The sequence below is a fragment of the Acidovorax facilis genome (assembly GCF_050626955.1).
Taxonomy (GTDB): Bacteria; Pseudomonadota; Gammaproteobacteria; order Burkholderiales; family Burkholderiaceae_C; genus Acidovorax; species Acidovorax facilis.
This window is the reverse complement of sequence record NZ_CP192461.1, coordinates 19,008-44,004: the sequence shown is the minus strand read 5'-3', so window position 1 is coordinate 44,004 and position 24,997 is coordinate 19,008. Positions and strand designations below refer to the sequence as shown.

The 24,997-nt window shown below is 59.1% G+C and carries 28 protein-coding genes; 17 read left to right on the top strand and 11 right to left on the bottom strand.

Translation table 11 applies throughout. The features are described 5' to 3' along the window. Positions 1 to 587: 587 nt before the first annotated feature. On the top strand, positions 588 to 890 hold the full coding sequence (locus tag ACQ4MJ_RS25545; RefSeq protein ID WP_431153410.1) for a hypothetical protein: 303 nt from the start codon (positions 588 to 590) through the stop codon (positions 888 to 890). A 106-nt stretch (positions 891 to 996) separates the two neighbouring features. On the opposite strand, the gene ACQ4MJ_RS25540 is transcribed toward ACQ4MJ_RS25545, so the two are convergent. The 9 genes from ACQ4MJ_RS25540 to ACQ4MJ_RS25500 form a co-directional block, all read right to left on the bottom strand. After that, a complete protein-coding gene (locus tag ACQ4MJ_RS25540; protein ID WP_431153411.1) occupies positions 997 to 1,293 on the bottom strand; it encodes a hypothetical protein in 297 nt (98 codons plus the stop codon). Between the two features lie 2 nt (positions 1,294 to 1,295). Then, positions 1,296 to 1,775, bottom strand: coding sequence for a hypothetical protein (locus ACQ4MJ_RS25535; protein ID WP_431153412.1), 480 nt, complete (start codon positions 1,773 to 1,775; stop codon positions 1,296 to 1,298). A gap of 39 nt (positions 1,776 to 1,814) precedes the next feature. Continuing rightward, entirely contained in the window at positions 1,815 to 2,705 is an 891-nt protein-coding gene (traA, locus tag ACQ4MJ_RS25530; RefSeq protein WP_431153413.1) for a TraA family conjugative transfer protein, read from the bottom strand. Further along, complete coding sequence (locus tag ACQ4MJ_RS25525; RefSeq protein WP_431153414.1) at positions 2,702 to 3,832, bottom strand: toxic anion resistance protein; 1,131 nt, start codon at positions 3,830 to 3,832, stop codon at positions 2,702 to 2,704. The genes traA and ACQ4MJ_RS25525 overlap by 4 nt, the downstream gene beginning before the upstream one ends. A gap of 17 nt (positions 3,833 to 3,849) precedes the next feature. Next, positions 3,850 to 4,608, bottom strand: coding sequence for a toxic anion resistance protein (locus tag ACQ4MJ_RS25520; RefSeq protein ID WP_431153415.1), 759 nt, complete (start codon positions 4,606 to 4,608; stop codon positions 3,850 to 3,852). Next, entirely contained in the window at positions 4,605 to 5,126 is a 522-nt protein-coding gene (locus tag ACQ4MJ_RS25515) for a thermonuclease family protein (protein WP_431153416.1), read from the bottom strand. The genes ACQ4MJ_RS25520 and ACQ4MJ_RS25515 overlap by 4 nt, the downstream gene beginning before the upstream one ends. A gap of 386 nt (positions 5,127 to 5,512) precedes the next feature. Then, the gene (locus tag ACQ4MJ_RS25510) at positions 5,513 to 6,544 is read right to left on the bottom strand and encodes a hypothetical protein (RefSeq protein ID WP_431153417.1); all 1,032 of its coding nucleotides are present in this window, start codon (positions 6,542 to 6,544) and stop codon (positions 5,513 to 5,515) included. A 263-nt stretch (positions 6,545 to 6,807) separates the two neighbouring features. After that, complete coding sequence (locus tag ACQ4MJ_RS25505; RefSeq protein WP_431153419.1) at positions 6,808 to 7,512, bottom strand: DsbC family protein; 705 nt, start codon at positions 7,510 to 7,512, stop codon at positions 6,808 to 6,810. A 40-nt stretch (positions 7,513 to 7,552) separates the two neighbouring features. Beyond that, complete coding sequence (locus tag ACQ4MJ_RS25500) at positions 7,553 to 7,993, bottom strand: hypothetical protein (protein WP_431153420.1); 441 nt, start codon at positions 7,991 to 7,993, stop codon at positions 7,553 to 7,555. Positions 7,994 to 8,410: 417 nt separating this feature from the next. Here ACQ4MJ_RS25500 and ACQ4MJ_RS25495 point away from each other — a divergent pair, with 417 nt between their 5' ends. The 5 genes from ACQ4MJ_RS25495 to ACQ4MJ_RS25475 all read left to right on the top strand — a co-directional run bounded on the left by ACQ4MJ_RS25495 (position 8,411) and on the right by ACQ4MJ_RS25475 (position 12,441). Further along, positions 8,411 to 9,049 carry a hypothetical protein gene (locus ACQ4MJ_RS25495; RefSeq protein WP_431153421.1) on the top strand — a complete coding sequence of 213 codons (639 nt, stop codon included), beginning with the start codon at positions 8,411 to 8,413 and terminating at the stop codon, positions 9,047 to 9,049. Positions 9,050 to 10,001: 952 nt separating this feature from the next. Continuing rightward, positions 10,002 to 10,433: a hypothetical protein gene (locus tag ACQ4MJ_RS25490; protein ID WP_431153422.1), complete on the top strand. Its 432-nt coding sequence runs from the start codon at positions 10,002 to 10,004 to the stop codon at positions 10,431 to 10,433. 9 nt (positions 10,434 to 10,442) lie between these two features. After that, positions 10,443 to 10,856, top strand: a complete 414-nt coding sequence (locus tag ACQ4MJ_RS25485) for a single-stranded DNA-binding protein (RefSeq protein WP_431153423.1) — start codon at positions 10,443 to 10,445, stop codon at positions 10,854 to 10,856. Between the two features lie 127 nt (positions 10,857 to 10,983). Then, positions 10,984 to 11,469 (top strand): hypothetical protein, encoded by a 486-nt coding sequence (locus ACQ4MJ_RS25480; RefSeq protein ID WP_431153424.1) that lies wholly within the window; start codon positions 10,984 to 10,986, stop codon positions 11,467 to 11,469. A 168-nt stretch (positions 11,470 to 11,637) separates the two neighbouring features. Beyond that, complete coding sequence (locus ACQ4MJ_RS25475) at positions 11,638 to 12,441, top strand: N-6 DNA methylase (RefSeq protein WP_431153425.1); 804 nt, start codon at positions 11,638 to 11,640, stop codon at positions 12,439 to 12,441. 65 nt (positions 12,442 to 12,506) lie between these two features. On the opposite strand, the gene ACQ4MJ_RS25470 is transcribed toward ACQ4MJ_RS25475, so the two are convergent. Continuing rightward, entirely contained in the window at positions 12,507 to 13,319 is an 813-nt protein-coding gene (locus ACQ4MJ_RS25470; RefSeq protein WP_431153426.1) for a SprT-like domain-containing protein, read from the bottom strand. 161 nt (positions 13,320 to 13,480) lie between these two features. On the opposite strand from ACQ4MJ_RS25470, the gene ACQ4MJ_RS25465 reads away from it, so the two are divergent. Together ACQ4MJ_RS25465 and ACQ4MJ_RS25460 are read left to right on the top strand one after the other, a co-directional pair. Further along, positions 13,481 to 13,897 (top strand): hypothetical protein, encoded by a 417-nt coding sequence (locus tag ACQ4MJ_RS25465; RefSeq protein ID WP_431153427.1) that lies wholly within the window; start codon positions 13,481 to 13,483, stop codon positions 13,895 to 13,897. A 200-nt stretch (positions 13,898 to 14,097) separates the two neighbouring features. Continuing rightward, positions 14,098 to 15,858, top strand: a complete 1,761-nt coding sequence (locus ACQ4MJ_RS25460; RefSeq protein ID WP_431153428.1) for a PRTRC system ParB family protein — start codon at positions 14,098 to 14,100, stop codon at positions 15,856 to 15,858. Positions 15,859 to 17,560: 1,702 nt separating this feature from the next. Here the strand turns inward: ACQ4MJ_RS25460 and ACQ4MJ_RS25455 are convergent. Further along, entirely contained in the window at positions 17,561 to 17,923 is a 363-nt protein-coding gene (locus ACQ4MJ_RS25455) for a hypothetical protein (RefSeq protein WP_291470265.1), read from the bottom strand. Positions 17,924 to 18,204: 281 nt separating this feature from the next. On the opposite strand from ACQ4MJ_RS25455, the gene ACQ4MJ_RS25450 reads away from it, so the two are divergent. The 9 genes from ACQ4MJ_RS25450 (at position 18,205) to ACQ4MJ_RS25410 (ending at position 24,757) form a co-directional block, all read left to right on the top strand. Then, positions 18,205 to 18,585 carry a hypothetical protein gene (locus tag ACQ4MJ_RS25450; protein WP_431153310.1) on the top strand — a complete coding sequence of 127 codons (381 nt, stop codon included), beginning with the start codon at positions 18,205 to 18,207 and terminating at the stop codon, positions 18,583 to 18,585. A 184-nt stretch (positions 18,586 to 18,769) separates the two neighbouring features. Further along, the gene (locus ACQ4MJ_RS25445; RefSeq protein ID WP_431153311.1) at positions 18,770 to 19,516 is read left to right on the top strand and encodes a hypothetical protein; all 747 of its coding nucleotides are present in this window, start codon (positions 18,770 to 18,772) and stop codon (positions 19,514 to 19,516) included. Between the two features lie 136 nt (positions 19,517 to 19,652). Further along, positions 19,653 to 20,072, top strand: coding sequence for a PRTRC system protein E (locus ACQ4MJ_RS25440; protein WP_055397625.1), 420 nt, complete (start codon positions 19,653 to 19,655; stop codon positions 20,070 to 20,072). A 9-nt stretch (positions 20,073 to 20,081) separates the two neighbouring features. After that, positions 20,082 to 20,291: a PRTRC system protein C gene (locus ACQ4MJ_RS25435; protein WP_055397623.1), complete on the top strand. Its 210-nt coding sequence runs from the start codon at positions 20,082 to 20,084 to the stop codon at positions 20,289 to 20,291. Positions 20,292 to 20,400: 109 nt separating this feature from the next. Next, positions 20,401 to 21,537, top strand: coding sequence for a PRTRC system protein F (locus ACQ4MJ_RS25430; RefSeq protein WP_431153312.1), 1,137 nt, complete (start codon positions 20,401 to 20,403; stop codon positions 21,535 to 21,537). After that, positions 21,534 to 22,328 carry a PRTRC system protein B gene (locus tag ACQ4MJ_RS25425; RefSeq protein WP_431153313.1) on the top strand — a complete coding sequence of 265 codons (795 nt, stop codon included), beginning with the start codon at positions 21,534 to 21,536 and terminating at the stop codon, positions 22,326 to 22,328. Before ACQ4MJ_RS25430 ends, ACQ4MJ_RS25425 begins: the two co-directional genes overlap by 4 nt. Further along, a complete protein-coding gene (locus ACQ4MJ_RS25420; RefSeq protein ID WP_431153314.1) occupies positions 22,328 to 22,963 on the top strand; it encodes a PRTRC system protein A in 636 nt (211 codons plus the stop codon). Before ACQ4MJ_RS25425 ends, ACQ4MJ_RS25420 begins: the two co-directional genes overlap by 1 nt. After that, the gene (locus ACQ4MJ_RS25415; RefSeq protein ID WP_431153315.1) at positions 22,960 to 23,784 is read left to right on the top strand and encodes a PRTRC system ThiF family protein; all 825 of its coding nucleotides are present in this window, start codon (positions 22,960 to 22,962) and stop codon (positions 23,782 to 23,784) included. The genes ACQ4MJ_RS25420 and ACQ4MJ_RS25415 overlap by 4 nt, the downstream gene beginning before the upstream one ends. A gap of 154 nt (positions 23,785 to 23,938) precedes the next feature. Further along, positions 23,939 to 24,757: an EAL domain-containing protein gene (locus ACQ4MJ_RS25410; protein ID WP_431153317.1), complete on the top strand. Its 819-nt coding sequence runs from the start codon at positions 23,939 to 23,941 to the stop codon at positions 24,755 to 24,757. Positions 24,758 to 24,997: the final 240 nt, after the last annotated feature.

The following is a 24,997-nucleotide window of genomic DNA, read 5'->3' as shown; positions in this document are numbered from 1 at the left end:
CCAAGATCCGCCGCTGGCAATAGATACGCCCAAACCTACGCTTCCAACTCGACTCCTACGTCGAGGATACCGATGGAATGCAACCCGGCAGCGGAAAAAGTCCGCACCGTGGACTTTTGGCCCGATTTTGACACCAGGCGCCAAACAATCGCATCAAATTTGCAATACGTTTTGGCACCGTCTTAGTGCCACAACAAAACTATCGGAACAATTTAGCGTTATCAAAAACCGTTGTTCCGAAAACCAACAGGGCTGCAAGTATCAGTGGGTTTATATCATCAGCTGGACTCACTCATATTCGCTCTACGTGCAGGCACGTGGGAATTGGAAGAACCAGTTTCACCTGCGAACGTAACATCAATATTCAGATTCAATTCGAATAACCGGACAACTCATTCTCGAGGCCAATCCGCCCGACCTGGGGATGTGCGATTAGGCGCGGCAAAACCATCAACCCAGCATTCAGGGCAGGCCTTCGTTTCATCGATACGACGCCCACCCCCTTGGTTATCACTTTTCTGGTGACAAGAAGGACCGTAAACCAATCCGCCTCCCCCGAGGCTCCTTCAACTATCCGGAGAGTTCCCATGAACACGTTCGCAATCGACAACACGTCTGTAGCCGCTGACCAAGCTCAACGCGCCTGGAACATGTCTATCGCTCGGAACTTTCCGGGCACTGACACTGTCGTCGCTAAGACTTTTCAAGAAGTCTCTTCTCAGAAGGACCTTTACGTCCTCAATAAACTCTTCAGGTCCTATTGGGCTGCGGTTGAGCGCGCTTCCGTGCGTGGTGACAAGCGTCAAGGCGATATTGCTTTGGCTGCACTTTATGTGGTTCAAGGTCAGATGGATTATCTTCGCGCCATGAACCCTTCGACCAGCAACTGATTTACTGGCGAAATAGCAAAAGAGGACACTATGTGTCCTCTTTTTTTTTGCCCGAGCGAAACTGAACCTGTCCCTTCGTGATGTAGATTCTTGGGGCCAAATCCAGCTAGTTGATGGTGGAACTCAAAGGCACCATAGGTTCGCGCAGCAGGAGCAAGCCGCGCATCTCGATCACTTCAGCGTCCTGCGGCAGCTGCGCGAAGACGTCCTCGACGCTCACCAGCAGATAGGACTCAAGGGCCAGCACGCTGGACATGGCGCTCACGGGAACGTACGGCTTTGCCCGGGGGTAGAACGAGTCCACCAGGTCAACAAACCTGTTGGAAGCTTCTACCAGCTCAAGCGCACGTTCTGCGTTGCCGCGGCCGAGCTCGCGGAAAGACGCTTCCAACAGTGTTTCCATGCTTAGACCCCTTTCGCCTGATTCGATTCTTCCATTCCTGGCCGCGAGACTTTCCAGCCGAGTCCGCGCACCACGCCCCAAATGCTACCTCCAGTCACGGCGATCGCGAAGATGGCCAGCAAGAGAGGCGATATCCCAAGCTTCTCCGCAACAGACTCATGCGAAATGCCCAGATAGTTGGCGATCAGCACGAAGGGCAGCACTGCCATGAAGACGACGAACATCACGTCGATCCGCTTGAGAACCCCCCATTTGGACCGGCGGATGCCAACCGCCACTTCAACCGAGGCAGCAAACTCCTCTCTGGCCTTGCGCTGTGTCAGCTCTATCGCAGTGGTCATCACGAGGAGCAGCCCGGCCAGTACGGCAGTGAGCCACTTGAACTCGATCACCTTGGCAGGCATTGGGATCACCTCGAACACGACAATCAACAGCGCGATCGCCGCCATTCCGGTGAATACTTGAGTACGTTGGAGATTCATGATTTTCCTTTCAGTGGTGGAAGTACAGGGTTTCAACAATCAGTCTGCAGCGAGCAACTCGCGGATGCGCCGGATCCGACGGGCAATCAGGAAGCTGACTAGGAGCCACGCGCCCAGGGCGGCAGTTGCCGTCGCTGTCATTGTTGCCAGGGCCCAGGCAGCCGTATGAGCAATTGCCACGCGCCCTTCCCGCTCGGTTGAGTAGGTTTTGGCGCTGTCCGATTGGGCCGCACCATAAGCACTCTTCTCTAGGGCATACAGAACATCAGCCCTCGGCTGGAACGCTTTCTGCCCAGCGAGCTTCGCCAGTACCGCTTTTGCCTGCGACTGACGCGGTTGCTCCCCCTTCCGAGGGCCCATCTGGGCAAGTACGAATTCACCCTCCAGCTGCACGGCTCGGTCCAGATCTGCAACGATGGAGCGAAGACCTACGGCATCGTGCCGTTCAATGGCTTCTTGCGCGATGACGGCCAGCGAACGGCCTTTGGAATCCCCTCCCATAGAGTCGAGGATCGACGGCATGAGTGCCAGCGTACATGCTGTCGATATGCCAACGATTGGGGCCATGATCGACTGTTTGGTTACCCCCACCGCGAGGCCTGTTAGCAGCATTGCTACTGCGAGCGCCTTAACCATATACCCGCTGGCAAAGCCATCCAGCTGCTCGAAGACCGCTGCTAATTCGGGACTGTGCCCTGTACCACCGCTCCCAGCCATTCTGAGGGCAGTTCCAAGGGACTCGGGGACCTGAATCTCGGATATCGCCGACTGGGGACCAACCTGGCCAACGAGCACCGCGGCGCACACGGTGACCGCCAGCATCCCGAGCACTATCCAGGTCGCCCGCGTCTGGCCCAGTGCCCATCGTTCGCGGCGGCTCACAAGCTCCGATACGGCGAGCTTGGCATCAACGGAAGCACTCGATCTCATGCCGCCTCCTGGTAAGAAACTGTCCCCGCCGCCGGTGTACGCGACAACTTGGCTTGCAGGTCGCTTCGCATGCTCTCTATCTGTGCTTCGGCCTGCCGGAAGCTCTGGATCCCTTCGTGGTGAATGCGGATGACGTCTTCGACCGACTTGATCAACGTGGTCTGAACCTCGCGCAGCGTGTCCACATCGATGACCAAGCGCTGATTCGCTTTTGCTGTCTCGACGGAGTTGCGGTGCAGCAGGGCAGCATTGCGCTTGAGCAGGTCATTTGTCGTGTTGTCGATGGTGTCCGCGAGCTCCACCGCATTGCGCTGCTCATTGAGCGTCAGCTTCAGCATGAACTGGCGCTTCCAGGCGGGTACAGTGATCTCCCGGACCGTGTGGAACTTGTCCGCAAGCATCTGGTTGTTCGACTGAATCAGCCGAATCATTGGCAGGCTCTGCAGGGCGGAGTGCTGCAGCACCATCAGGTCGTTGATCCGCTTCTCCAGATTGGTGGCCACCGTTTCGAGGTCCGCGACCTCGTGCGCAGCCTGGATATCCCCCTGGCCACCTTCTCGCAACTGGACGAGTTGCGCCCGGACCTCGGCAAGCCGCATCTTCCCCGCTGCGACATGGATACCGAGGAGGCGGTGCTCTTCCCGGACTCCGACGTGCATATCCTCCAGCCCCGCGTTCCGCTCGCGAATACCGGATTGCGTTGCTTCCACTTCCCGCACAAGGCTATCGATCTGCTGGCGGGTGCTGTCGAATTCCCCCATGATGCGGCCAGAGCGCAGGCGAATCCGGTCAACCAAGGGACCCACGATAGGCAGGCGAGAGCGCTTGTCCGAGAGCACCCCGAGGTTCATCCGCTTGGCGACATGCACTACAGCGGAGAGCTTCTCGCCGGCGACGTCGAGGTCACGGTTTCGCACCTGGTCCAGCAAGCTGTCCGCATAGCGAGAAGTGTGCTCGCCGACGTCCCGACCGAACTCTGAGACGGTGAGCGGGTTTTCTGGCTGGATGCGCATCGCAACCTGGGAGATCTCGGCCTGGTCGGCGGCCGTGAGACCGAGCTTGCGCAGCTCGCCTTCGTCGAGTGTCACGAGGGAGTTTCCTGGGCGGGTAGCAATGGAACTTTTCATGTTGATCTCCTGGGGTATTACTTGACGCCTTCAAGGCTCTTCGAGAGGCTTCGCATGAGCGCCGTGTGAGCCTTCGCAGCCTCGCCAACCATGGCCGGATCCATGTGCTTCGAGGTGATCAGGGCCAGCGTGTGCTGACGCCAAACGGGCACGAGCACGCTCTTGGTTTCAGCGAATCGATCCAGCATGTCCACCGCCTGAGCCCGCGTGAGCTTCATCTGCATGAACGACATGGCGTGGGAAGCGCGCAAGGTAGCGAGGTTCGCCAGCTTTCTGGCAAATCGCTCGCGCGGCTTGTCAAACTCCAGCTGTCCAGCAGCTGCCATCCCCGCCTGGGGGTTCTCGTCCAGGTACTCCTGGCCGGCGCGGATGAGATCGTCAAGGCGTGCTGTCTCTACTTCGTGGGTCGACAGGCTCTGGTCGACCATCCGCAAGGTGTCCCGCACCGATTGCTCAATGCCAGCTGCCGCCTGGATAAGCTCATCCAGAGACTTTCTCGCCACGTCGTACCGGACGCGACGCTCCACATGGCGGCCCAGCAGTTTGTCGAGCCAGTTAGGAGCCTTGGCAATTTGCTTGGGATCAGCGTCGGAGAGCTTGTTCACGATCGCCTCGATCGCCTCCGCCAGCCGCGAGACTGCACCCCGCTCCATCAAGTCGGAGAGCGCCTGCAGAGCCTCCTTGCCCGATGCGCCGTCTCCGTACTCCGCGACCCTGGATGAGTCCGCGAACAGCGCCGGCAGCACATTCCGCTTGAGTTCCTCCACTGACTTCATTCCCGTACTCCTTTACTCAGATCACGCCGATAGGCCCACGGAGCCACAACATTTCGGTCCCCCCACAGGCCCCGGGCACTTGCGCGTGCTGAGGCCTCAGCTGCCTCATAGGCATTCCGGTCTGCGCTTGACTGCTCCCGTGCGTAGGCCTTGTAGTGCCAGGCCCAGCCCAGGGATACCAGCGACAAGTTGATGTCCATGCCGCCGCTGAACACCGTGCAGATCTCGCGACTTCGTTGCCCTTCGGGCCTTCGCTCCTGCTTGCTGCAACGCAGCGAGACACGTCGGCCGTGCACCATCGCCGCGAGCTCCTGCTTGGCTCGTTGACCGAACGCCTGCGATCGTTCGGGCGCGTCAATCGCCGCGAGACGCACGCGGTACGCCACGGTGCCGGTCGAAACATCCAACGTGTCCCCGTCCACCACGCCCACGACCGTTCCTTCCACGTCGCCAATCGGATTGGCGAAGGCTTGGGCGCCAAAGCACACCAGCAGCGCAGACAGAATCAAATTCACCATGAATCACCCCCTCTAGAAGCGCGTAGTGGCGCGAAGGGCGTCCAACTCAGCATCCGTCGTCGGGCGCTTCGCCTCAGGAACCTCGCGCTGCGCGCCTGGTGGCTGCGGGACGCGTTGAGCATCGGCAGGCATCGGCGGTGCCACTTGGGTGGAGGGGCGTACAGCGCGGGGTGCCCGTTGAGGCGCTAGTCCGCGGAGAAAGTCGTCCACATTCACCAGGCCCGCAGCGATCGCCTGGGCGGTAGCGAATCGCACGAACGCGCCGCCCGCACGGAACGGCAGCTTCGACAGTGCTTGATGCACCGCCTGGTCCCGGTACGGGTCCGCCCGGAAGGAAACGCGTATGGACTCCAGGGGTTCGCTGTCTCTGATCCAGTTCGCCATGTTCACCCCGCAGTGGCCAGATTCATACCTTCGAGGTACTGCTTGGCCTTGCCATAGCGGTAGTAGCCCTCGCTGATGATGAAGCGCGACCCATGAAGGGCTGCACAGTCCTCCTGGTGATCGTCGCTCACAAGACGCGTGTGACGCCACACAGCTTTCATGCGTGTCGCTAGTGCCGAGGCAGAGCCACCCGCGACCAGCACCCCAGAAAGCAGCTCAACACGATCACCGAGCAGGCGTGACGCCTGGTCAAAGATGTTGGAGAACAATTGAGCGAAGGCATCGTCGATCTCCATGGAGACGTCCACCTCCTCGCCCATGTGGCGGAGCTTCCCAACGGGCAAGATGCGCTCGATGTCGATAAGCGTGCGCTTGATGCCCCGGGCTTCGAGCGCGCGCATCACGGTTTCCGCCACCACCCGCACGCCCTCGTATCGGCCGGAGCAGGACTCGATGTAGCGACCGTTCTCATACAGTACGAAATCCGTGGTGAAGTAGCCCACGTCTACTACCGCCCAAGACTCGTTCGTAGGGCTGACACCTGGGCGCAGCCCGCCCTGCCGTGTGTAGATGTGCGCAAAGTAGGCAGCGTCCGGCTGCTGCATGACCAGAACCCGCGCATCCTGACCAAGGATCGAGGTCATCCGCTTCCCGACGGCGTCGCGATGAGGGACATACGATCCCACCGGTAGTCCAACGATCCAGAACTGCTGGCCCTTGACCCCGGCCGCTTCGATCCGACGCTTGGCAAGTTCAACAAGGGCGGCGAACTCGTCAGTTTCCACCCAACGATCGTTCAGGCCCGACGCGGTGGCCGCTTTCCCCTGATGCCGCGCCGTGTCACCCACAAACCAATCCCGCCCGCCAACTTCAACCGTTTCCGCCTTCGCCCTCTCTGCCTCTGCGGGACTCGAGATTGGCTGGGCCAGGCAGGCGATGGAAGGGAACAACATGCGACGCACACCAACGGGAGCGTCGAATGTCAGTTTGCAAGCAGAGTGGCCAAGGTCAAATCCAATCACGGGACAGGTCATGAGATAGCTTTCCAGTAGTGATAACAAATGTTGCGCATCAAATTATAAATGTTTTTTGCCACCTGGCGACATTGTTACGCTCTTTTGACGCCAAATCTGCGCCCGGCTGGCAGTCAGCACCAAGCAAGCCAACAGCGGTGGCGCCATATTGGCCCCCAGCACTAGCAATGGGTCTTCTCCGCGCCCACGCTGGCGCCAATCCTGCGCTTCAGGCGAAAAAAAGGCCCGTCGAACGGGCCAAATGGGGGAGGAGAAGGCTATTGCTACTTCACAGAGGCGATGTTCTTGTTCAACTCATCGGCAGTAACAAATCCGGGAAGGCGCCGGCCGTCTGCCAGAAAGATAGTGGGAGTGCCTTGAATTCCCAAGGTATTGCCGAGTTCCAGGTTCTTATCGACCACCGAAGAGTCACAGGAAGAATTCGAACCAGGAATTGGCCCCCCACTCATAATGTCGGACCAGGCCTTGGCTCTATTCGGGGCGCACCATATTCCACGCGCCTTGGAAACCGAGTCGGCGCCAAGCACTGGCATCAAGAAGGTATAGACGGTTACGTTATCTACTTTCTTGAGCTCTGAATGCAACCGTTTGCAGAATCCACAATTGGGGTCTTCAAAGACAGCAATCTTGGCCTGCCCGTTCCCCTTCACCGTCTTAATCGCGCGCTCCAGCGGCAGCGATTTGAAATCAACCTTGTTCAATTCCGAACGGCGCTCGTCCGTGAGATTCTTTTGAGTACTCGGGTCGATGAGATTACCGAGCATCACATAGTCCACCGTTGGATTCGTGTAAACAATGTTTCCACCCCCAAGGTGCACTTCAAACAGGTCTGGAAAGGGCGTGGCCTGGACAGAGATCCCCGGAGACTTGGTAATCTCCTTCATCTTGGCAAGGATGGCATCCTCTTTCGGGCTAGCAAAAACCGACATGGAAGCCGCAATAGATAGCAGCGCAAATACTCGTTTCATTCGATTACCTCGGGTTGGAAAAATGGATTGTGAGCGTATTTCACTTGGAAGCCGGAACTTCTTCCTTCGAAGCCTCGTGCTTGAGACTATTCAAGAGTTCTCGAGCTTCCTCTATTTCTGGGATCTTCTTGTTGCCAGATGACGGGCGCTCGGGTTCAGCCTTCAAACCCTCTTGCGCAGTATTCGAGGGTTTCTGCGCGCTGCACTTCAGTTCCTCAGTTGACTTTCTGAGTACAACTTTTGCAAAAATTCCATTCAAGCCGTTTCGCACGACATTCAAGGAGTCGCCTATCCCGACGGCAGTCCCCTTTGATACGAACGGTTCGGCGACGAATATCGTGGCGTGCACGACAGCGGCCGGAAGCCAGTCGAATCGAGAAAGTCGCTCACAGGGATCATTCGTGAGCAACATCGCCCCGACCCAAACGATCAAAGCACCACTGACGATGGCTCCGCACACTTCCTTGATGAGCTTTGGCACGGCAACATTCCTTTTTTTGATACGGGCGCATTGTAGCAGCACCAAAAAGATTTGTTACCGGCCTACACCCCGCGACCTGTCCGCACTCGGTGCCGACTGAGCTACCCGCGTCCTGGCCCGCTTACATAACTTATTAGGGGTCGCCACATGCTCCCGCTAGTCTCGGTCGAGACACCCCGCGCCTAGTCTTGCATGCTTCCAGGCCCTTAGCCACTCGCGAGTAGTGGCCGCAAGGCATCGGAATCATGGGCCCGATTTCGCCGGAGCCGCACGTGCTCCAGAGGCGTGGCGCGTGTCAATACGCATGCACGATTTCTGCACGGTGCTGATGTTCTAGAATTGTTACGTCCTCGCAACGGGGCAGCTGTGCCGCTGGAGCGCGGCCCAGCCCGGATATCAAAAGTTTGAGAGCATTCAATGGTTTTCAGTTCTCCCAATGGCCGATTCCGCCTTCCTGATCCTGGCGCGTCTCCTGGCAGTCGCCGCGACTCGCAGTGGGCCGAGCTTAAAAACACAGAACTTGGCGTGGGAATCGCTGGGCTCTTTGATCGGCTTCACAAAATCGATGAGCTTATCGACTATTCGGCGCTTCTCCTGAGGATTGGCCAGCCTCCCATGCACGGGAAGCTCGATATTCGCTGGTATCGGAAGCACGATGGTCGTCCCAATACTCCAGCCCTGGTGCGCTGGTTCTCGACGGGCACAGGTCGCAGCTACACCCGGACTGTCACTCGATTTCATCCGGACATGGTGGGTGCTGGACTAGTAGATTTTCCCAACCGGCAACTCGTGACGGATGTGATCCTCAACTTCAAATCCCTTACCGCCGAGCGTGAGTCGATAATCGAGTGCCTCAATAGAATCAGCCGAGTATCAAAACTGTCCAGTTCCAAGAACGAAGGCCGCGCCGATGACACCTCCGCTGATCTTCTGGTGATCCACGAGGCTATCGTGCAGAACCTGCAGGTTGCGGGATACGACGTGGACCGTCGATTTCATCCCAAGGTCGTTTGGCGGTTCGAAGATCTCGATACTCCCCTCCCCTCCTCCGCGTGAGTTATCGCAGTTCACGTGCCCCGGTGTATCCGCACCACCACCCTCAGTGGTGCGTCTCTACTCGAAGTGTTGCGCCTGATTCGAATGGCGCCATTTCTCGCACATCGCCTTCCCTCGCCTGTCGCGAATCTCCCGCTTCTCGCTTCTCCCTCCCCACAGCGATTCCATCGCTGTAATGCTCTCGATTTCTCGCCTTCTCTCTCCTCCTCGCTCTGCCTCTCGCTCTCGTTTCTACTCTTCGCATTTCTCCACTCTTCTTCCCCCCTTGCTCCATTCTTGTCCAACTCATTGGACAAAACTTCGCAGTAATGCTCCCTTGTTGTGCTTTTCGATTGTCTTTTTTCCCTGCGGGAGCTCCCCTTCCCTTTCCGGGGTAACCTGTTGCACTACGTTCTGAGTTGCACTGGGTTCATGTGATCCGCCAAGCCGGAGAATCGCGGCATCACTCCTTCGTCGACTCTGCCCGGCACAGCCGGGCACACTCGACCGGGTAACCCGTTACGCATCCTGCGGCCTAGGCAACCCAAACCTCGCTCGACAATGGGAGGTGGCGCGACTGGTGGAGGTCGTACCGCGCCCGGCGCTGCCGGGCGCCACTTTTGGTAACCCGTTACCCGCTCGCTCGTCCCAGGGCTCAGTTTCCATCGAACCGGCCTCCCGCCCGGCCGGTAGGCCGGGCTCACGTTTCCGGTGCAACCCGTTATCCAAGCCCGAACTGCGAGCCACGGTCCTGCGGGTTCCAGCCCGCCCGGCGAAGCCGGGCGGCCGCTTAGGTAACCCGTTGCCACGATCTCTCGAGTCCCGGAAGCCCAGCTTCGCTGGGCCAGACCTTCCCGGCACAGCCGGGCTGATCGCTGGCGCAACCATTTGCGCGGCTTCAGAAATGCTCGCGTTTTGTTTTTTGTTACCTCGGTGGTAAATTGTTGCTCGCAATCACTCCCGAACCCCAGCCATGAGCAACACATCCCTGGTGCCAGACGCCCGCGGCATCGTCGTGGTCCGCGTGCGACGTCATGATTCCTTCCGCACCTCCATCAGCCTGGACGAGACCATCGTCCGCCTGGCCCTCTGCATCTGGAAGACCCATGCGGCGTTCAACGAGTGGCTCTACCTCGCGGTTCGTCGCGTCGATGCCGAGCTCCAGGACAGCTACAACGCCGGGCGCCCACCGGCCCGCGAGAGCGGGTTCTCCAGGCGGGTGAGAGAGCTCATCGTTGCTGAGGCCATTGCGCGACTCGAGGGCCCAGCACCACCCGCGACGACACCGGCGCCAGCGGCACACGCGAAGCAGCTGCAGCTCCCGGGCCTTGTTATCTCCGACACCGCAACAAATGAGGATGTACTCGCCGCTCGCGAGACTTCTCAACCCACTCTCACCTCATAGGAATTCACCATGTATTCTGCAACTATCCTCCTCGGCTACCTCGGCGCGGACCCCGAATCACGCACCACGCGTGAAGGCAAAACTGTCGTGAACTTCCGGATGGCTACATCCGAGTTCATTCAAGGCGAAGAGAAAACCTTCTGGCACAACGTCGTTGTCCTCGGGCGCGACGCCGAAACTGCTGCAAAGCACCTGAAGAAGGGCGCGCCCGTCTTCATTCTTGGATCGCCTCGTGTTCGTTCCTACGAGAAGGACGGCCACACCGTGTACGTGCACGAGATCATCTCGAACGTCATGAAGCTGCTCCCAAGCAGCAAGCCATCCGGCAATTCCGCCCCTACACAACCTGCAGGGAAGGGTTCGGGTTCGAACGGCAACTCGACACCTCCTGCCGACGACAACCACGACGACGGTCCCTGGTAAGGACTTCAGGTTCTGACTTTCGAGTCGGCACCTCCAGCAAAGGCCACGACCTCATGGTTGTGGCCTTTTTTTTCTTCACGCACGAGATTTCCACATGCCCTCTACGATCACTCCCCGACTCCACACTTTGACCGTCTTCGACCTCCACGCAGTGACGCTGGAGCTCATCTCCAAAGGGCACGGCAGCCTGCCCGTCTGCACCACAGACGGCCGTGCTCGCTATCCGTTCCAAGTCTTCCCCTCTGCCGGCGAGCCCGCCGGACCAGACGCGCTGCTGATCTACCCACGGCCAGATGCTCATTTCTCGCCCGTGTGTTGGCCTGTGCCGGATGCACCGGCATGCAAAACGACCGAGTGGAACACCCTCGCGGACGAACTGAAGACGCACGCGGAGCCCTTCCAGCCGCCCGCGACTCTAGGCGACGAATTGTCGGCTGCCCAGCTCCAGGCCCTGGAGCGCTTCGCCGCCAAGCATGGTCAGGAATGGAAAGCCGCGCTGTCGGTCGCCTGGGCTTCTGGCCAGGACGAATCGATACCCGACGGTTCCCTGCTTCGTCAGATCCGAAACCAGCTGGGCCCTGAATGGCTTGAGGGCTTCCAAGGGCTTCTCTAGCGATCACGACCAGCTTTCACGTTGCGCCACCGATCCCCATTCGGGCGCGATTCCCAAAAGGCCACAGCCATTCGGTTGTGGCCTTTTTTCCATCCCATTCCCGAAGTTATGTCCTCCTCCAAAAAACCTCACAAACTCGTTTCAGGGCCCCGCTCTCACGCAAAAGACATGGGCGACCTCCTGCGCGCCAATGCCCGGACGCACCGACTGGACACAGTCTTCTCCGACTTCTGCGAAGTCTCTGCACTCTCTTTCAGCAACGCCGTGGATCCCATCCACCGAGATGCCCGCGAGAAACGGTACCTTGAGATCGTTGCAAAGTACCAACCAGAGGAAATCACGCGGTTTTGCCAGGCGCTTGCGGTGCTCGTCGAGTGGCTGAGTCTCGGGATGTGCGATGCACTCGGAGACCTGTTCATGTCGCTCGAGCTTGGCGAACGCGGCAAGGGCCAGTTCTTCACCCCCTACCCCGTCTCAAGCCTCATGGCCCGCATGACAGCAGGCGATGTGAAGGAACAGATCAAGCAGCAGGATCACATCGCCCTCAATGAACCCGCTTGCGGAGCCGGGGGCATGGTCATCGCCTTTGCCGAGGCAATGCTCGATCAGGACGTGAACTACCAGCACTACTTGCACGCCACGCTGCAGGATATCGACTCGACCGCCGTCCACATGGCCTACGTCCAGCTCTCTCTCCTCCATGTGCCCGCCATCGTCATTCACGGCAACTCGCTGGCGATGACAGAGTGGGCGCATTGGGTCACTCCAGCGCACGTTTTGGGAGGATGGGACAAGCGTCTCTACTTTCCAAAAGCAGTCCGCGCAATGCGCGAGGTCCTCAGCATGCCCGCTACCGAAGACCTCGTGTCTTCGCCACAGGAGGTGTCGGTGCCTCCCGCACCCACGCCCATCCCAGAGTCGGCCACGCAATACGTGGTCAACCAGCGCCTTGAGCAACTCGCACTGTTCTAGGTCATCCTCTCACAGCGGCCCCTTCATCGGGGCCGCTTTTTCATTTCTGCTGCGCCGGCCTCGGCTCAGGGCGACACGACTTCGAAGAGCTGGCCGCATCCTTCACAGCGGATCTTGAGCCCGGGCTTTCCCCACACGTTGGTCCGGCATGCGCATTGGTACTTATCACGAAGGCTCTTGTTGGGACGCAGTGCCTCTTGCGGCCTATCCTGCCCCGCGTGCTCCGGGGATTCTCCCAACGCCACGGCCGCCTGCACCCCGGCAACGGCGAGCAGCGCCACCGGCAAGTCCATCGACAGGCCATAGCTCTGCTGGCTGGTCAGTACGACGCGCGCGGAAGGGAACCTGTCGTGCCACGAGATCTGAAAGTCCCGGGTCAGCAGCTTCTCGCATGCGGCCACGAAAGGGCCACCCGCAATGGGATAGTCGGCCATACAATCTCCGACCACTTTTCCGCCTGGCTGGCCGGTGTCGGAGGGCATAAGGCCGATCGATTTCATCTTTTGCCCCCACTCCATGTTGTGGTACCGGGCGCGCCCAGGGTTTCCCTTGTGGTGCTGCCACAGGTGCACCATCTCGTGGCACAGCGTCTGGAGGATCTCGACCAGAGGCAGCGTCGCAAAGTAAGTGGGGTTCATCGCGATCTCGTCCGTGCGCGTTCCATCCGCCCGTTGAAACCGCTCCGCCGAGAAGTACCCGTAGCTTCGCTTTTCTCGCTGCAGCGTTATGAGGCACGGCGGCAGCTCGCCCGCGAAAAGCTCTGCGTTGAAGAAGTCGTAGGCCGCCTGCAGCTCTGAATAGGTCTCCGAGGTTGGGCTTTCAAACTCTCGCGTGGACGGGCGATATGAGGGCATGGTTTGGAACAGCTTGGCGCTCATGTGGAATGGAGCACGTAACAATTGTATTGTGCAATACAGACAATCGCAACAAATCTCAGAGCCCTGCTGGCGTTATCTGGTGGCAACGCTCAATCCATGGTGAAGGACCGCGCCGCGGTCTCAAACAACGCGTTCCACGCACCTTCCCCCTGGAGAAAATCATGAAAGTCACCTTCATCCTCAAAAACCTCGCGGACCAGTTCTACGAAGGCAACGGCGGATCCATTCCTGGGCTACTGCAGCTGTCCGACGAAGACAAGTTCAAGAAGCTCAACAAGATGAGCCTGCTTCCCGAGTGTTCGCACAACTGCACCATGCAAGTCGAACGAGGCGCCTTCCGCGATCAGGTCGAGCTCAACCAGCTGCTTCGCCGTTCCTGCGCATTCACGTGCAAGATCGATCCGCGCCGCGGCTACAAGCTGGCCACATTCGAGATCACTGAGCTTCGCCTACCAGCGCAGCATGGAAGCGGTCCATCCAGCGCCGGGCGAACCGCGAGCTACAAGCCCTTTGCAGAGCCTTCGCTCGACCTGGCCGAGGTTGCCTTGGGATTCTTCCAACCCCGCATCCTTGCTTGAGCACATCCCCAAAACCCAGCGTCACCTCATCGGTGACCTGGGTTTTTTCTTTATGCATCGGTCGCTGACCCAAGCGTCCTCCCTTCAAGTCCAAAGGTCATGAGATCCCCCCAGCGCCTGGTCGGGCGGTCGTTATCCTGCGGCGCCGATCAAAAGACCAGGTAGCTGCATCCCGCAGCTGGTTTTTTGAAAGGTTACCCATGGAAAACACGATAGAAGTCCCAGCGGCGCCCGAGGGCGAACTGATGAAGGTGAAGTGGGCGGACATTGTCCTCGGGGACAATCCGCGCAAGCATTTCGATCCGGACCGACAACGGTCGCTCGAAGCGTCGATTCGTGCCCAAGGCCTTCACACCCCTGTGCTCCTGCGAGAGCTTGCGGATGGCCGCTATGAGCTCGTCGCTGGTGGACGCCGCCATCGAGCCTTCGGCGCCGTGTATGGCCCTGAGGGCCTCATGCCAGCGCTGGTACGCAAAGGCGACCAAGCCTTCGCGAACGCCGCTGCGCTGACTGAGAACATTGAGCGTGAGCCAATGACTCCGGTCGAGGAGGCGGAAGGCGCAGCCAAGACACTTGCAGATTGCAAGGGCGACCGCCCCGAGGCGGCAAAACGGATGGGCTGGTCACTGCCCACACTTGAGAAGCGGCTCGCGCTCATGAACGCCTCGGAGAAGGTACGTGACGCTCTGCAGCACAAAGTCCTGAACCTCGGCCATGCTGAGTTGCTGGCGGCCTGCCGTAAGGAGACCCAGGATTCCGCGCTGGATCACCTTCTCAAGCAGGAGAAGATGTGGACGGTGGTGGAGTTGCGGGCCTATCTGGAGTCTGCTTCGCTGCTCCTGGATAAGGCCATCTTCGACAAGTCGGACTGCGGCCCGTGCCATCACAACAGCTCTCGCCAGTCTGCGCTTTTCGGCGTGGCCATCTCCGATGGCAGGTGCACCAACAAGCAGTGCTTCGACAAGAAGACGGATAAGCAGCTGCAGGCCACTGCCGACAGCCTCAAGGAAGAGTTTCAGGTGGTGCGGATTGTGCGCCCGGGTGAGAACCTGACTGTCATTCCGCTGCACGCGGATGGCCCGAAGGGTGTGGGCGCGGAACAGGCCTTGGCCTGCAGGACCTGCGAGCATTTTGGTGCTGCGGTTTCTGCCGCTCCGGACAAGCTCGGCAAGGTGTTCAAGAACCTGTGCATGAACGTACCATGCAATTCTCAACACGTCGATGCCAGAAAAAAGGAAAGGGAGGCGGCCGAGGCAGAGAAAACGACGGCCAACGGGCCCGCGAAGGCTCAGGGAACAGGCACGAAGGCGGGGATCAGCAAGCCGGGCGGCGCTCCAGCTAGCAAGGCCTCTGCAGCGGCTTCTACCAAGAAGCAGGCTGGAGCGAGTGCAGAGCCAAGCCGGGCCGTGCAGGACTATCGGGAGAAGATCTGGCGGACTGTGTTTCGCAAGGCCGTGCCGAAGCTACCGACATCGCAGAATCGGCAGGTACTGCTGGCGATCTGCATCACCCAGCCATCCTCGCTGGATTCGCACTCGCTGCTGGACGCGATCAAGGAGGCTGCAGGCGAGGATGGGATGACCATCGCGGGCTCTGCCAAGCTGATGAAGCTACCCGAGGCCTACAAGCTCTTCACGGAGATCGAACCTGGGCACCTGCGCATTGCTGTGGACCTGATTGCCGCCCATGTCTCAACCAGCATGTCCGTGGACAACATCCGCGGGCTCTTGAAGGCCATCGAGACCGATCTAACTCAGTACTGGAAGCTCAACAGCGAATTCCTCACTCTTCTGACGAAGAACGAGGTTGACGCCGTGGCCATCGAGCTGGGCTTGAAGGAGAAGCTCGGCGATGGCTATGTGAAAGCACGCAATGGTTCCAAGAAGGAGTTCGTCGATGCCGTTCTAGGCATCAAGGATTTCGAGTACCGGGGCCTGGTTCCCAAGATGATGCGCTTTTAGGCGCCGGCGCACGACGCCCTATTCCCCTACCCCCGGTTGGCATTGCCACCGGGGGTTTTTCTTGTCCATGCGCGCCTAGGTACATTGCTGCGATGGCGTCGCTTGAAGACCTAATCTCCTGCGCCGAGATCACTCGCAAGGCCTTTGAGCCGGGCTTGGCCCGGGATGGCACAGACTGCGCAACAAGTGCCGGGAGCTGCCTCCACGCAGCGGTGCTTCTGGTCGAGATACTGCATCGGTTCACCTTGGCAAAGGCATGCGTTCGGGGCGGCAACGGTGCTCTTGGGCTGGGCGCAATGGACGTCCAAGGCCGCTGGCAAGGACATTACTGGGTAGAGGCCGTGTTGGATGGACAGCGTCAGTTTGTTGTAGACATCACGGCCGACCAATTCGGCTACCCGCCTGTGCGCGTGCTAGCAGCTGCAGAGGCGCTTGGATACCTACCTGGCGATGAGAGTGAGGTGAGCCTGGCTGCGACCAGACTTAAGCCCGATCTGGGCCTCTCTTGACGTCCTTGCTCGGCGCGCCAAGCCCAGACTCACAACTAGTAGTTTGGAACAATGGCCATCATTGTTTTTCCCGCATGCTGGACTGTGACAGCGTGAGTCACGATGGGATTGGCCACGCCCACCGTGCGACTCGCCCGCTCGGCAAACTTGCGCACAGTCCTCGAAAGCTTACGCATGTCGACGGCACCGGGTTTAGTGGCCCCCGCGTATGTCGCAATGGTGGCTGGGTCCAGTAGCCACCGCAAGCGATCAAATGTCCCGGCGTTTTCTAGCAATCGATCGACCGCTGGTTCCATTGCGCGCAGCAACTGTCGCATGTCCGAAACCCTTGTTGACAGCGTCGCATGGACGCCGGCCGGGGTGAGAGGTCTGCCCAGCCTCCATGCAGGCTCCTGGTGCGACACTCGATTCCGCAAGCCCTTGATGTCCACGAGCAGTGCATGGGCTCGTGATCGAGTCATCGTCGGGTCCCCTCCAAAGACCTGGGCCGTACAACTCGGCCACAGTGCCAACGGACTCGCGGCAGCCTCGAAAGATGGGCCCAACAGATGCAACCAGAAACCAAACATGGCATGCGCGACGATCTGATCCGGCGCCTGTTGAACGTTGGACTTCGCGAGCCGGGAAGTGATTTCTTCGAAACTGCTCTCCGCCTGTGAGCGCCAGTGCCGAAGCGTGACCTTCCGGCCGTTCGTCGTCCTGGACTTTTTGTGATGCGGGGCGACGCCCTTCCTGTAGAAGTCGGTAGCGAGGGCGGGGTTGCGGGCTACCTTGCGCTTCCACTCCTCATCGCCTGAACTCTTGAGGACGTCAGAGTACCAATCTGGCTTCCCGACCATGGCGCTGGCAGCCCTATGCACACTGTTCCTAAGCACTACCTCCACCATGCTTAGAACGGGCGAGAATGCGGTGTTGAGTTCGAGTCCCCAGAGATAGGCGCCCACGACAGCGCGTGGCGTGGCTCCGACGACGAGGGATTGGTAAGATCCGAGGCGAGCAGCTGAGAGAGCGCTTTCCACAGACGAAACGTTGACGCTTGAACAGAATGGCATCGCAGTGTTATACTTCGATTCGAGAAGCGCCCTTGTGGCGCAACGTCCGGTTAGAGGTGCGAACGGTCTGCTAGTAGCGTCGCTAACCACCTATTCAAAGGGCTGCCCATCCGGCAGCCCTTTTTCTTTGTCGCGTCTCAACTATGCGGTCCCGTCGGCTGGGTCTTTGGACCCGGACAGTAGATACCGGGAGGATGCAAGCACCTGGCGCATCTGTCCGACCACCAGATCATCGTTCGCAGCAGCAAGAGCGTCCAAGGTGGGAAGTGCCTCCCTACACACCCGCTCGGGCGAGCGGAACTCGCCCGCAGCAAACAGTCGAATGACCGACTTCTCCGAAGAGCCCGCCCACTTGCGCAGCTGCCGGTTGGGCTCAATACTCGAACGAAGTTCACGCGCCCCGGTCTCGAAAATAAGCAGCACCACAAAAGCGCCGCGGTCAATTTGGTTTCCTTTCAGGCGCAGCGCCCGAAAATCCTCCATCGATCCGTCGAATGTCCACATGGTTTCTCCCATAACTTGAATGCCGAAGGCACCGATTCTCGACGAGCGGATGCTTCAAATCCCCCGCGAAAAAGAAGCGAAATTGACGCATTTCCCGGAAGGCAGCTTCATAGGTACCCAGCAAGAGCCTTTCATCCCGTCGGCGTGATCTGGTCCTGGCCTTGATCCTAGTGCGCGCCTCCAGCGAGGAGTATGCACAACAAATGCGTAACAAACACTTGACTAATTCGAGCTATTATAGGAAAATGCCTACTAGTGATTAGAAGAATGCGGAGAATAAAATGAACGCAATTATTAAGCTGCTAATGGGCCTGGGGTGCGTTGGCATGTATTTGGGCTGGCGGTACGCGCCCGAAACTTCGGTTTTCGGGATGGGTCTGAATACTTTGACGATCTACGCGTCGCTTGCTGTTGTTGCGGCCGGATTCGGTCTTGCGGTCGTGTTTGGACGGGATGAGGCCCCCGTGTCCGCCAATGAACAATTGATTCGTGATCAAGAGTCCGCGGGTCTCTCGATGCGGTCCCCCCATACGGACGAGCATACCAACGCATTTCGCGCTGAAGACAATGGCGGTGCGATCGAGAGCAACGCTCCTTTGTACGATGCTACTTTTGCAGGTGTAGACGCCCGCTATGACTCCTTCGGCTGGCGGACCCCGTAGTCGGTCGAGAGTCGCTTACTACCGCCCGGCATTGCCGGGCTTTTTTTTGCCTAAAAGCAGCAGTCCCACCTACGGATACCGAACCGGAGCAAATCAAGCAGATTGATTTGTTATTTCACGGTCCTGAACAAGTACGGCCGAAGCCGCGAACCCGCGGTGCAACCCCGAAGCAAAGGACCGTGCAATGAACCACGAAGACATCAAGAAGGAAATCCGCGACATCGAAGAACGCATTGCCGCGTTGCGCGAGAAGATCTCCCAGCCCGCCGAGATCAATTGGGCTCCTGGCCTGAAGCTCGAAATCCAACCCAAAGAAGATCAGGGCCGCCTGCTGGTCCGGCACGCAGAACTGGGCTCCACCATCGTCAACTATGAGCAGGACCATCTGGTCCTCATCGCGCTGCCGCAGGACGGCGACACCCCCGTGCTATCACTGTCGTTCGAGCGTACGCGCCTTGTGAATGACGTGCGTCAGGACGATGGGAAGCCGCTAGTCGGGTTCTTCGAGAACGCAAGCCGGCACGTGGTCGAGGTGGTCTCTGAGACAGGCGAAGTCGTGCGGTATCGCGCGCCTGGCAGCCACAACAGCAGCATCACGCTTCGCGAAACGTTCCTTGCGCAATACGTTTCGTTTGCCGGCCCGGTGTATTGGCCGGTTAGAGTGGATACGAATTGGCTGCGCCTCGCTGTCCCTGCCTACATGGGCAATGACCGGATACCGTACATGGAGAGGCCCGTCGGGAACTACCTTCTCAACATCGTTGACGACCTCACTTACGACGCCGAGACCGATGCCTTCGTGATCGGTGCAGGCACCCCAGGAGCCAAGGCATACCCGGCACAAGAGATCAGCGTGCATGGCACGCGAAAGACGGTCTACGCCATCGGCGCCGGCGTGTGGGACTGGACCATCGCTCCAAGCGACGATTGACGATCCTGTCCCACTGAACCAGTACCCAAACGGCCCTGCCCCTTCTCCGGGGGCAGGGCCTTTTTCTTGGTTACCACCCTCTGATGGGCAAGTACCGCTGAAGCCGCATCCCGCGGCATTTTCAACGAGGTAAAACATGCTTTTTCAGAATCTCCACCATCTGGCAACCAAGGGCGTCGCGATCACCCTCAAGGTGACCGACGCCGGCGCAGGAAAACTCGAGGTAAACGTCTTCCCAGACGCGGGCAAGTCCGGAACTCCGCTGTTGGCCAAGAGCTTTGTGGCAACGCCCACCGAGCTCGATGCCGACTTTGCCTCTGTCATCAGCGAGTACTGCACAGTCAACGGGACGCTCAAAGAGCAGCTCGAGGGCATTCAGGAGCAAGCGGCTGCGGCTGTGGCCCAGGCGAAAGACAAGTCGGCCGCGGCATCGAACAAATCGAAGCCAGGCAAATCGACGCCAGCGCTCCAGGAAGAAGAACCCGCCGAGGGTGGCGAAGGAAACGACTCGCCTGGCCCCGCCGGTGAGTCGCAGCAGGTTCCTTTCACACTTTGAGGAGGGAATATGGCATTGCAATCCACCGTCCTCACACGCAAGTTCACCTACAACGGGATGACCCTGGCGGACCCTGCTCCTGGCAAGGACCCCGACCAGATCCGCATCTTCTTCGCGAACCAGTTCCCCGAGCTGCTCACTGCAGTTGTAGAGGGACCCAGCACAAAGGCTGGCGTCGCTACCTACAACTTCCAACGCGCTGTTGGCAGCAAGGGATGAGCGCGCATCTGAAGGCCATCCAAGCAATCGCAACGGGTGGTCACTTCTCGAATGCCTCGGCCGACCCGTTGGCCCAGGCAGATCCCCAATCAGTAAATGAAAGCACGAAATGTTCAATCCCCCTCCAGCAGGTGGTGAACTCTCGTCAAAGCTCGAATCCCCTGCCTCTGCCGAGTTCGGCGTTCAGCAGGTGGGGTTGAGCCAAGCGCCCTTCTTGGGCGCTTGGTGCCTGCCTAGCTTGTCTCCACTTGTACCCCTACGGGTACAGGACGGGGCAAGCAAGGCGAATTCGTCTTTGGCCAAGTTCATCCTCGCCGCCAATTCCGCCGGAGTCCCGGTTGTAGGTGAGAACTTCACAGATCTACAGGTGACGATCACCCAGCAATGGAGCACCTACCTGCGCGCGAATGGCGACTCGGACAACGTACTCCCAATGCAGTTGTCCATCGAAGCCCATCCAGAGCTTGTTCATGTCGAGGTCACGCCCGAATCTGTCATTCCACTATTCCGCCTCAAGCCAATGATCGAGAAGCTCAACGCCTACCGAGCTGGCTTGGGATGGTGGGCCTGGTTCCTGATCGAGGATGCCGGATTTTGCTATCCCATGTACTCATTCAGCTTCCAGCGCCACGCGGCGTACTTCGCCGGTTGGTTTGACGGCGACTCTGACGAAGGTGCCGCCGAGTTCATACGGGAAAACCAAGCTGTCAATGGCACTGTGGCTGAGCTGCAGGAACAGTTTTCAGGAGTATGGCCATCACACTTTGCCACAGCGGCCGGGGGTCACGGCTGGATGTATGGCGTCAAGGAAGGCGCCTCTCAGCATCGTCCCCGACGCATGACCCTGAAAGAGGCAAAAGAAGTGCTCAAGGCCTGCTCCGACCCGGAGATCCAATCCGTTGTCGCCGCAGGCCTGGACCTCTGCAACGCGAGCAAACGACATCGCCTTGGCGAGTGGGACCAGAGCCACGGAGATGTTCCCGAAGGTCACGAAATGGAAGGCCTTGACGCACTCGGATCCACATGTTTTGTGGTCTGGGATACGCCCGAGGTTTGCATGGAAGTCGTCGAGCACTCCGAACGGTGGCTTCAGGAGAGCGAGTACCGCGATTCCTTCAGGACCTGGCGGATATCAACGGAGGACCCCAAGGCGATGAGGGCCGGAGTGCGTGCCCTCAAGGCATTCATCGACCTCCACTCGTGCCTCGGCAGGTTCATGTCATTTTTTAAGGAGGATTCCAAATGATGGGAGTAAGCGCACAAAGCAGTGCACCGGTATCGCTACTCAAGGGCGCCATCCTGCTCTACGGAGGAAGGACTTCCCACGATAGCGTGTGTGACGTCTTCGACTACGCGACCGTGCATGAAGTGGCGGTCATTCGCGAGCGCCCTGAGGTGACGCCTGGAAGGCTGATGACCGAAAAGGATCTGGGATTGATCTACGCACAGCTTGCGCATAAGCAGGCTGTCAGAAAGCCCGTCCACTGGATCGAAGACACGCGGCTCGCGGAGGGTGCCGACCGGCTCGTCTGGTGGACACCGCCAGGGCACCGCTCGATGTTCTTCAAGAAGTCGTCCACTTCCAAGGCGTCCTTCGATGGACATGCGATTTGCCCAGTCCCCGCCCTGGTATGGATGACCATCGATGCGCAACACCTGCATCTCTATGCAGTGAAGTGTGCCGGACGCCCAACCCCTGAGACACAGCTCTTCCAAGCGCCATTCTTCAACGTCTGGGGCAGCGGCCAGGTCTGTCTGGGGAACGCAAGTACACCCACTGCGGAGCGTGCATTCGAGCCGAAGGCGTGGGAAGACATGTTCTTTGGCTCGTCGTTCACGCACCCGAACTTCAGCCAGAAGGACCGCCTTGTCAAAGGCCTCGATCCCGCGGCGTTCTGGAAGTCGCAGGTGGAAAAGCCAACCCGGCGTTTCCCTACGAGTCGCCTCGCTGCAGTTCGCCTCACGGTGGGTGACCTGATCGAAGTGAACACACGCGATCGCCTGGCAGGTCTCGAACGACCAGAAGGAGAGTTTTGATGAGTATGGATTCAATGATCCAGCAAGCGTTTCCACTGCGCGTGGCCACCACCGAATGCACCCTCCCCTTTCAGGACGATGTTCCGGTCAGCTACGCAGTGGCCAGCGACGGTTTGTGGCAGGATTTGAGCAGCGATTGGCTGGCTCTGCGCCACCGGGTCGCAGTCTCGGATATCCACCTGCCCTATGGGCCTCTGAAGCCCATGGTCGAGTGGAAATGCTCGTTCCCGCCGATCGCCATTTGGCAAGCGTTTGCCGAGCAAGCTCGCCAGGCCATGCCGAATGAGTGCGCAGCCCTGTTTGTCTGGGCCCCATCGACTGACAGTTGGCGGCTCGCGATGAGAGACGCGCTCAGCGCCTCACCTACCCGAGTCGACTATCGCAATCCGGTACTGGAGCCCGGCGAGATCGCGGTCGTGGACATCCACAGCCACGGGCGCCTTCCTGCAGGATTCTCGTCAATCGATGACCTGGACGACGCCGGGAGCGTGAAGGTCTCAGCGGTTTTTGGCGACTTGGACACAACGGTCTCAGTGGCAATGCGCCTCTGCGTGGCGGGCTTGCACTACAAGCTCAAGCTCGATTCCGATGGATCGTTCCAGTTGGGCCAGATCATCGAAGGGGCACCGCAATGAAGCACCAACTGAATGGAAGGCTCGCCCAGAAGCAGGTGAAAGTAGCGCTCGTGGGCGCTGGAGGAACTGGATCGAGGATGCTGGAGAACCTGATGAACCTTCATCGGGCCATGGTTGCTCTTGGCCATCCTGGAGGGCTCCACGTCACGTTGATCGACGACGACGTAGTGTCACCATCCAATGTGGGCCGTCAGGCCTTCTACCCGTGCGACGTTGGAAGCTACAAGGCTTTCACGCTGATCAATCGGGCAAACATGGCAGCGCAGGTCTCGTGGACAGCGATAGTGGATCGCGTCAGCGACGACTCTGAGGGCTTCTCAAACTTCGACATGGTCATAGGCGCGGTGGACAACCGGACCGCGCGCCGAGCGATCCTGTCAGCCATCGAAAACTCAAGGCGCGATCACACGTACTACCTCGACATGGGCAACAGATCCTCCGACGGCCAGATCTTGCTGGGGGAAGTTCAGGGGCGCCGGCGAACGGAACCAGACCCAACGAGGCTACCCCACGTGGGCGAGATGTTTCCTGCACTGATCGACAGTGGCCAGGACCACATGGAGGATGAAACGCCGTCGTGCTCCCTCGCAGAGGCACTGCAGAAGCAGGCGTTGTTCATCAACCCGGCGATGGCACTTGCGGCCAGCTCCATACTCTGGAACCTGTTCACGAAAGGTGAAATCGAGCACCACGGTGCCTTTGTAAACCTGGACTGCTTGACCACCATGCCGATTCCCGTGGACCGAGATTTCTGGGCTCGCTTCGGTGTTCATCGAGCATGTGAGAAAAGACCGCGCCTAAGGGCCGCGAAGAGCAAATAGCTCGTATCAAAACCCCGTGCCACTGCGAAGTGCACGGGGTTTTTCATTTTTGGCGTAACAAATATAAAATTCACGCTATCAGTCAATTGGTACGCAACAAACAAACGGCAAGTTTGCCCACTGATGGCGAGCTCCTGCCCGGCATGAGGATCCTATGCACCTGTCCAAGGTTCTCCCACCGCTCGCTTCTGGCCCCGCACTCGCCGGCGACCTTGCCCGCGGGATAAGAAGTGGTGAGCTCCGCCTATTCCTTCAAGGCCAGGTGGATGCGGGCGGCGCGGTCTCGGCCGCCGAGGCCCTCGTCCGGTGGGCCCACCCTGAGCACGGCATCCTTGCGCCAGCTGCGTTCATTCCAGTTGCGGAGACCTTTGGGCTAATGGGAGAGCTTGAGCAATGGGTCCTAGAGAGCAGCTGCAGCGTTCTTTCTAGGCATCAGCACCCCTCACGCATTTCGGTCAACATCAGCCCACGCCACCTTCTTGGACCTGACTTTGTCCGGACGGTCAGCGACTCACTGAATCGCCACAATCTGGCACCAGCGCGCCTAACTCTCGAGATCACCGAAAGTCTTTTCGAGAGACCGGTGACCGAAGTCGTTGAGCGGCTTGAGTCTCTAGCGAGCCTGGGCATCTCGCTGTCGATGGACGACTTTGGAACAGGCTATTCTTCGCTCGCTCATCTTGCCAAGCTCCCCATCCATGAACTCAAGCTTGATCGATCGCTGGTACGCGATGCTCCGTCAAGGGAGCGCGACGCGATCGTTTGCAATGCCGTAATCGAGCTTTGCAACAAGCTCCGGCTTCGCATCGTTGCAGAGGGCATCGAAACCATCGAACAGGCAAAGTTCTTCGGTGGTGCGTGCGAGCTGTTGCAGGGATTCCTGTTTGGGAGGCCCGAGCCTGTTGATCAATGGATCGCAAAGTTCCGACCAGGTATGAATGCCGGGCGAAAAGAAACCCTCCTTGTCGCTTAGGGTCCCGGGCTAACTTATCCTGGTCGGGCCATGCTGGCACGCCAGAGTGTGGCAACTCCGAAGCTCCGTGCTGCTCGGCCGAGTGCCTGCTTCCTCTCTCCAACGCCAGTGCTTCCTCGCACGTTTAGGCGTGCATCTGCCATGCCTTGCCCCGACCGAGTTCGTAGAGCGGGATGTATGGGTCCGTCTTTACGCGGCTGCGCACAAGCCGCTGCTGACCTTCCGACCGAACAGCGTCTT